The sequence below is a fragment of the Clostridium sp. MCC353 genome (genome assembly GCF_018785315.1).
Lineage (GTDB): Bacteria > Bacillota > Clostridia > Lachnospirales > Lachnospiraceae > CHH4-2.
In genome coordinates, this window is sequence record NZ_WQPN01000170.1 from 34,194 (window position 1) to 41,506 (window position 7,313).

General features: G+C 46.2%; 6 protein-coding genes. 3 read left to right on the forward strand and 3 right to left on the reverse strand.

The features are described from left to right. Nucleotides 1–808: 808 nt before the first annotated feature. Nucleotides 809–1,711, reverse strand: a complete 903-nt coding sequence (gene glsA, locus GPL15_RS25525; protein ID WP_252198633.1) for a glutaminase A — start codon at nt 1,709–1,711, stop codon at nt 809–811. Nucleotides 1,712–1,937: 226 nt separating this feature from the next. On the opposite strand from glsA, the gene GPL15_RS25530 reads away from it, so the two are divergent. Beyond that, nucleotides 1,938–2,873, forward strand: coding sequence for a LysR family transcriptional regulator (locus GPL15_RS25530; RefSeq protein ID WP_215701494.1), 936 nt, complete (start codon nt 1,938–1,940; stop codon nt 2,871–2,873). Between the two features lie 71 nt (nt 2,874–2,944). Here GPL15_RS25530 and GPL15_RS25535 read toward each other — a convergent pair whose 3' ends face one another. Next, nucleotides 2,945–3,400 carry a MaoC/PaaZ C-terminal domain-containing protein gene (locus GPL15_RS25535; RefSeq protein ID WP_215701495.1) on the reverse strand — a complete coding sequence of 152 codons (456 nt, stop codon included), beginning with the start codon at nt 3,398–3,400 and terminating at the stop codon, nt 2,945–2,947. Between the two features lie 2 nt (nt 3,401–3,402). Beyond that, on the reverse strand, nt 3,403–4,974 hold the full coding sequence (locus GPL15_RS25540; protein WP_215701496.1) for a CoA-transferase: 1,572 nt from the start codon (nt 4,972–4,974) through the stop codon (nt 3,403–3,405). A 264-nt stretch (nt 4,975–5,238) separates the two neighbouring features. Here GPL15_RS25540 and GPL15_RS25545 point away from each other — a divergent pair, with 264 nt between their 5' ends. Beyond that, nucleotides 5,239–6,315: a hypothetical protein gene (locus GPL15_RS25545; RefSeq protein WP_215701497.1), complete on the forward strand. Its 1,077-nt coding sequence runs from the start codon at nt 5,239–5,241 to the stop codon at nt 6,313–6,315. A gap of 91 nt (nt 6,316–6,406) precedes the next feature. After that, nucleotides 6,407–7,189, forward strand: a complete 783-nt coding sequence (locus GPL15_RS25550; protein ID WP_215701498.1) for an enoyl-CoA hydratase-related protein — start codon at nt 6,407–6,409, stop codon at nt 7,187–7,189. Nucleotides 7,190–7,313 lie beyond the last annotated feature (124 nt).

A 7,313-nucleotide genomic window follows, 5' to 3' on the forward strand; every position in this document is an offset into this window, starting at 1 on the left:
ACCAGCTTTCAACCGTAAGTGAAACTAAGACTGCAGGCACGGAAAAAGACGGTCCGATGCCCATTCACGGTAAACTCTTTATGGGACTTTACCGTTCAGTGGGCATCTCAGAAACTGATTTGGTTTTCAGTTTCTGCCCGTCTTTTTCCATGCCTGCAGCCTAAGTTTCACTAACGGTTTCCAGATGGCTTTCAGCACCGCCGGATCCCCCTATGCCTGGCCCCTTCCAAAAATCCGGCCGTCTGCCCGTCCCCTCCTCCCGCTTTCCTGCTGGTTTTCTCTGGATCAAGTAATTAAAGCAATTTTACGAATTGTGTGTAAATTTAACATTAAAGTGTTACCATTAAAGCGTCAAGGCATTTTCGAAAATGCCTTGACGCTTTAATGGTAACGCCCACACCATTTACATTAAACCTCCATGTCATATCCGCCAAATCCTGCACGAATTATCAAATACCGCCTCATTTAAACGCTCCTTTGCTCCTTCTACTTCTCTCCCCCAAATCTTTTTATCTCCAGCGCAGGCAATTCACAGATTGTACTTAGGTTTTCAGAATGGAAAGAGGCGGGCAGAAACTGAATTCCCAATCAGTTTCTGAGATGCCCACTGAACGGTAAAGTCATCAGGAGTTTACCGTGAATGGGCATCGGACCGCCTCTTTCCATTCTGAAAGCCTTAGTTCCACTTAACGGCCGGAATCAGATCCCCGCGGCCTTTGGTCCTCCCCTTAGGACGCCCGGCCATGCCCTCCGCACCAGGTTCCCCTTCTTACAGGCGTAACTTCGGCCAATATAATAAACAAAGATTTCAAAATATACTATAGCCCATCCTCTGCGAAAGATATTCCAATACCTTAACCCCTCCCACGCTGTTTCCCTTTTCATCCAGCGCCGGGCCGAAAACGCCGATTCCCATGGTGTTTGGAACAACTGAAAGAATGCCGCCTCCGACTCCGCTTTTGGAGGGAAGTCCAACTTTGGCCGCAAATTCCCCTGACGCGTCATACATTCCGCAGGTTACCATCAAAGACCGCACCAGCTTTAAGACCTTGTTGGGGATATACGGCTCTCCTGTGACCGGGTTACAGCCGTTACCGGCCAGTACGGCTCCAAAAAAAGCGATATCACGACAGTTTACCATCAGGGAACACAGACGGAAATAAACATCTAAATGCTCCTCCACATCCCCTTCCAGAATTCCGTTTGTTTTCATCATATAGGCCAGCGCCCTGTTTTTATCTCCCGTAGTGCGCTCGGATTTGAATACCGCGTCATTAAAATCCAGCGAGGGATTACCGCAGAGTTTTCTGGCATATTCTAAGAAACGTCCGGTGCGTTCCCCTGCACTTCTGCCTTTGATACAGCTGCAGACCACAATGGCCCCCGCATTAATCATAGGATTATACGGTTTTCTGCTGGCTTTCTCCAGCCGGATTATGGAATTAAAAGGATCGCCTGTAGGCTCCATTCCAACTTTATCGAACACCCCATCCATCCCCATATCCTCAATTGCAAGAATCAGCGCAATCACCTTTGATATACTCTGCAGTGTGAATAAATGTTTCCAGTCCCCACAGCCATATTCCCGGTTATCCCCAGTGATTATGCTGATTCCCAGCAGACTGGGATCCGCGCCCGCAAGCTCCGGAATATAGCTTGCAGGCTGTGCGCTTCCCAAAAAACGTCTGCCATACCTGAGCGCCCTTTCCATTTCCTCTTGTAAATCCATAGACTGTCTTGGCTGAAGTTCCGTCAACAGCCCTCCTGTCATCATTTCCATAAATGTACCCCTGCCTTTTCTCTTCACGAGCCCCCTGTTTTATTGACTCCATAAATAGTTTCTTATATAATAACATTACTTTTTTTAATTATGGAAATACCTGCTGTGAATCCGGGTATAACCTGCAGATTATAGGTTAACAGGAAAGGATCCTCGTATGAATTTTCAGCATCTGCAATACATAATAGCCATTGAAGCCTGCGGTTCCATTTCTAAAGCCGCCTCCAGGCTCTATCTGTCGCAGCCCTATATGAGCCGCGTGCTGCATGAGCTGGAAAATGAACTGGGCATTGTCATTTTTGAACGTGGAAATGACGGTGTCAGAGCGACAAACGCAGGCGCGGAATTTATCGTGCAGGCAAAAAAGCTTCTGAAAGACATGGACAGCCTGCAAAATTTATATAAAAACAAAGAACAGAGAATATCCCGTTTTACCTTGTCCATCACCCGTTGTTCACACGGCATCGATGCGTTTGTAAGAATGCTGGAAGAAATGAATGAAGAAGAAAAAATACAGTTCAACATCCGTGAATCCACAAATTCTGAAGTCATCAATGATGTCTACGGAAAAATCTCAGAACTGGGCCTTGTCTGCATCGCAGATGCCCAAAAAGCCACATTCCGGCATCTGCTCCAGACCAAAGGCATGGAATCCCGTTTCGTATGCCGCCTGGACCCCATGATCATAATGCGGAAAAACCATCCTCTTCTTTCCCGCGGAGGTAAAATCAGCCTGGATGATCTGTATGAATATGGATTTGTTCTGGATGACACTTCAGATTTTGATCTTGGAATCGACATGCTGTCCTATTACCATCTTGCAGACATGAGCAGAATTAAAAAGAAAATTCTGGTCAACAGCCGTTCCGCCCTGCATAATCTGCTGACCCGGACGGATTATGTAGGTGTGGGGATTAAGAGCACCCTGGATCAGGATACCCACCTCGGAATCGTTTCCATACCTGTGGAAAAAGAAGATTTGAGACCGGATTTAAGCAGTGCATTCTATATGGTCCGCCAAAAAGATGCTCCTACCAGCCCAGCCGCCCAGTTGTATATGGACCGGATGCTGGAATGCTACGGCGACCAGTAACAGCGGCCAACACATAAAAAATCCTGCAGAGCACCGGCTTTGCCAGCGTTCTGCAGGAATGAGGAAATCCTTTATTCTCTGCTCTTCATCATGATCACCCATTCGGATTCTGTGATCACTTTGCCTTCCTGATTAATCAGTTTAGCATCGTATTTTGCAATCCCTCTACCGGGCTTTTTGCTGTGTCTCACCTCTGTGGTGGAAAACTCCAGATGAACGGTATCCCCTATGCACAACGGAGCCGTATACTTAATTGATAATTCCAAAAATGCGATGGTGGTTCCTTCAAATAATCCGGTCTGGTTGGATAATCCGGTCATGATCACAGGTCCCAGCATCCCGTGCGCAACCCTTTTGCCGAACATATTGTTCTTTCCAAACTCTTCATCCATATGTAACGGATTAAAATCACCGGACAATCCAGCGAAATTCACCACATCTGATTCCGTAATCGTTCTTCCGCAGCTCTCATATACTTTACCGATTTCAAAATCCTCCAGATACAAACCTCTGTCCACATGAGCCATAATTAATTCCCTGCCTTTCCAATCATATCTTTTAATCCCATCAGCCCTTCTTCAAAAATCCTGGAATCCATCTCTATTACGTCTTCCACAATCGGTGTGAATTCCAAATAGGGCAGAATATCTTTCTCAATATCAATTCCCGGCGCCACTTCAATCAGTTTTAATCCCTCTTTAACAAGGCGGAATACACATCGCTCCGTAATAAAAAGTACCTTCTGGCCCTTTTTCAAACTGAATTCCGAACTAAATGTCACCTGCTCGATGGAAGACTTAAATTTCCTGCGCTTTCCTTCATTGACAATCACAACTTTGCCATTTTCCAATTTCATCTGAAAACCGCCGGCTGTAAGCGTACCGCAGAACATAATATGATTCGTAGACTGGGAGATATCCACGAAACCGCCGCAGCCTGCAATTCTGGTTCCGAAACGGCTGACATTCACATCGCCTTTTGCATTTACTTCAGCAAAGCCCAGATAAGTGACATTCAGATTGCCGCCATTGTAATAATCAAATTGAGATGTCATCGGAAGAGCTGCCCATGCATTGACAGCAGAACCGAAGTCCTGGCCCCCTGTAGGAACACCGCCAACCAGGCCGCTCTCAATTGTGAGGACCATCTGATCACCGATCCCCTCTTCATTGGCGACTGCTGCAACTCCCTCCGGAATACCAATACCGAGATTAACAACCGAATTCGGTTCCAATTCCATAGCAGCACGCCGGGCTATGACTTTTCTCTCATCAAGCGGTATACTTCCAAATCCAACTCCGCTTTTCCTATAATGTCCGGAGAGAACCGGGTCATAGTAGGAACCGGGGGTCTGTCTGTGATATTCCACAGGATCACTGCATACTACAACCGCATCCACCAAATTGCCTGGGATCACTACCTGCCCCCTGTCCAGAGAACCGGCCGCCACATAATTCTTAACCTGGACGATCACTTTACCTCCATTGGCCTTTACAGCAAGCGCCACGTCCAGAGAATCAATGTAAGCGGATTCTTCTTCCATGCTGATATTGCCCAGTTCATCCGCCGTAGTTCCCCGGATCAAACCGATATCCAGCTTGGGGGTCTTATATAAGAGGTATTCTTCCCCGCATATATCCAGCAGTTCTACAATATCTTCCTTAGTTATATCGTTCATCTTACCGCCCTGCAGCCTTGGATCGCAAAATGTATTCAGGCCTATCTTGGTAATCTCGCCGATTTTTCCTGCCGCCGCTGCGCGGTACATATGCGCGATAACACCCTGTGGAAAATTGTACGCTTCAATCTTATTCGAATTAGTCAGTTCGATCATACGGCTGTTGTTGGCAAAGTGCCCCGTAATATAGCGCTTAAAGAGCCCCTCATAACTCATCTCGTAAATCGCCTGATCCTTGTTGTTCCCCATACCTGCCGCCTGCATCAATGTCAGATTCTTAGGACTGTTAGTCTCCAAATACTGTTCCCCCAGCCGCACCATAATCTCTCTGGCAACTGTTGCAAGCATAAATCCCGATACTGCCACTCCGTCATTATCTTTGATAAATGACAGAGCTTCTTTCATTTCCATCCGTTTCCCCATTCAATACCTCCTGGACTTGATTTAATGTTTTAACATAACATGAAATACATGTTCATATTGACACCAATATGTACAAATACATACTACCAATTATAACTTACATCCCCCTCTTTTTCAACAAAAGAATCAATCCGCAAAACAATTGTAAATCAATCGGTTGTTTCTGCTTTTATCATAGACACAGCCAGTCCGCTCTGGTATAATTTCACATATAGAGCGGAATTTTTCCGTTCCAAATGAACAGATGAAACCGGGGTACAAAACATGAATTATTACACAGAAAACGAACTGCAGGAAACTTTTAATTTCAGGAACGCATCTGATTCTGAAGATGCTGTAATCCAGCAATTTCTAATAACAATCCAAGATCTTCCCGCCAAAGACAATAAGCTCGATTTCTTTTTTAAGAAGGCCGCTCCCATCATCGTAATTGCCGTCTTTATTTTCAGCATCTATTCCGGAATAACCACCGGATTCAATACCGGCTTGATCCTGCTTCCCGTCATGCTGGCGGCAATCTATGGCGTTCAGATGTTCCAGGTCTATAAACAAAAATGGACTTCCTCCGGTATCAAACATAACTTTACAAAACACGGCAACCATTTTTACCTGGCCTCTGCCGTCTGCAATGAAAAGACCGTAAAAAGGTCTGCTCTGGGACGCCGCATTTTTCTCATCAAGGGAAAAATCTCCGGCGGACAGACCATAGACGAAATTCCCGTAATCAAAACCCATTATGACATGCTGCAGAACGGCTCCCATTTCAACATTGTGGCCGCCAGGCAGGAAAACGGATATCATTTATTCGCCCTCCCCCAAAGCATTTTTCCAGCGAATCTGCCTCATTCAAATTTAAAAAAGGCCGATTCCGGAACTTCCAAGCAAAAACGCCGCCGCATGGATTCCAACGACTGCGCCCTGGTTCGGAAGATGCAGAAAGAGAGAATCCATATCCGCCGCCATCTTTATTTGAGAAACCAGATGATCATTCTTGCATGTCTGGCAGCGTTCTTTCTCTATCAGCTGGTAATGGTCAATTCAGCAGGAATTACTCTTGGGCTGTTCATGCTGTTAGCCTATTCGGTTACATTTTTATCCAACTTCATACACGATCACGGCATCATGAAGGCGCTGAAAAATTACGGCGCCCTGTTCTGCGCCGATGCTTCTGTCAGTGTCATCCGGGACGGAAACAGCTCATTTGTGGAGTTTCGGGATAACTCAGGCAAAATCCTGTTCACCTCATCGCTGAAAGATGATATCTACTGGTTTCAAACGGGTGAGAAAGCTCTTCTGGTTTACTTTGATGAGCAAACCCCTGTGGCATATAAAATTATATAATTATTTGTAACAGTCAGACGGCATTTTCGGTTAAGAAGATGGGCTGCCAGAACTATTACAATTATTTATCACAGAAAGGATGGTTTTTAATATGGATTATCAAAATCTAATCGTAACTATTGAGGATGGCGTAGGCGTGGTAACCTTCCACCGCCCAGAAGCGCTTAACGCATTGAATTCAACCGTTTTAGAGGAACTGGACCGTGCGGTGGATGAGCTGGTAGAGGATTCATCTGTCCGCGTCGTTGTCTTTACCGGTGAGGGAAAAAGTTTTATCTCCGGAGCCGATATCGACGAACTGGCTAATTCCCGGGGAATTCAGGTTATCAACTATTCCAAAAAAGGCTGCGCTATTTTCCGGAAAATTGAGCTGATGCCCAAACCTACAATTGCCGCAGTCAACGGATACGCGTTTGGCGGCGGATTTGAATTTCTGCTCTGTTGTGATATCCGCATAGCCAACGAAAAAGCCTCCTTCGCCATGCCGGAGGTAACTCTCGGAATTGTGCCCGGTTTTAACGGTACCCAGCGCCTTCCTCGGGCCATTGGAGTACCTCAGGCAAAGGAACTTCTCTTCACCGGAAGAAGGATTAAAGCAGATGAGGCTCTTGCCCTCGGCGCAATCAACAAAGTCGTTCCCTTAGATACGTTCTGGCAGGAAGTGATGGCAGAAGCACAGATGATCGCCAACAATTCTTCCACCGCAGTCTATCTCGTAAAATCTGCCGTCAATGCAGGAATTGACGCGGCCTTCGATGTGGCAAAAGAGGTAGAGGTCGGCTATATGGCCGCTTGTTTCGGAACCGAGGACCAAATTGAGGGACTTACCTCTTTCCAGGAAAAGAGAAAGCCTTGTTTTCGGAGAAAAGAATAATTGGGATTTAAGTGAGAAAGATACGCAGGAAAGCGGGAGGAGGGGGCGGACAGACGGCCGGATTTTTGGAAGGGGCCAGGCCGAGGGGCATCCGTCGGGGATGAAAACCAGCTTCCAACCGTAA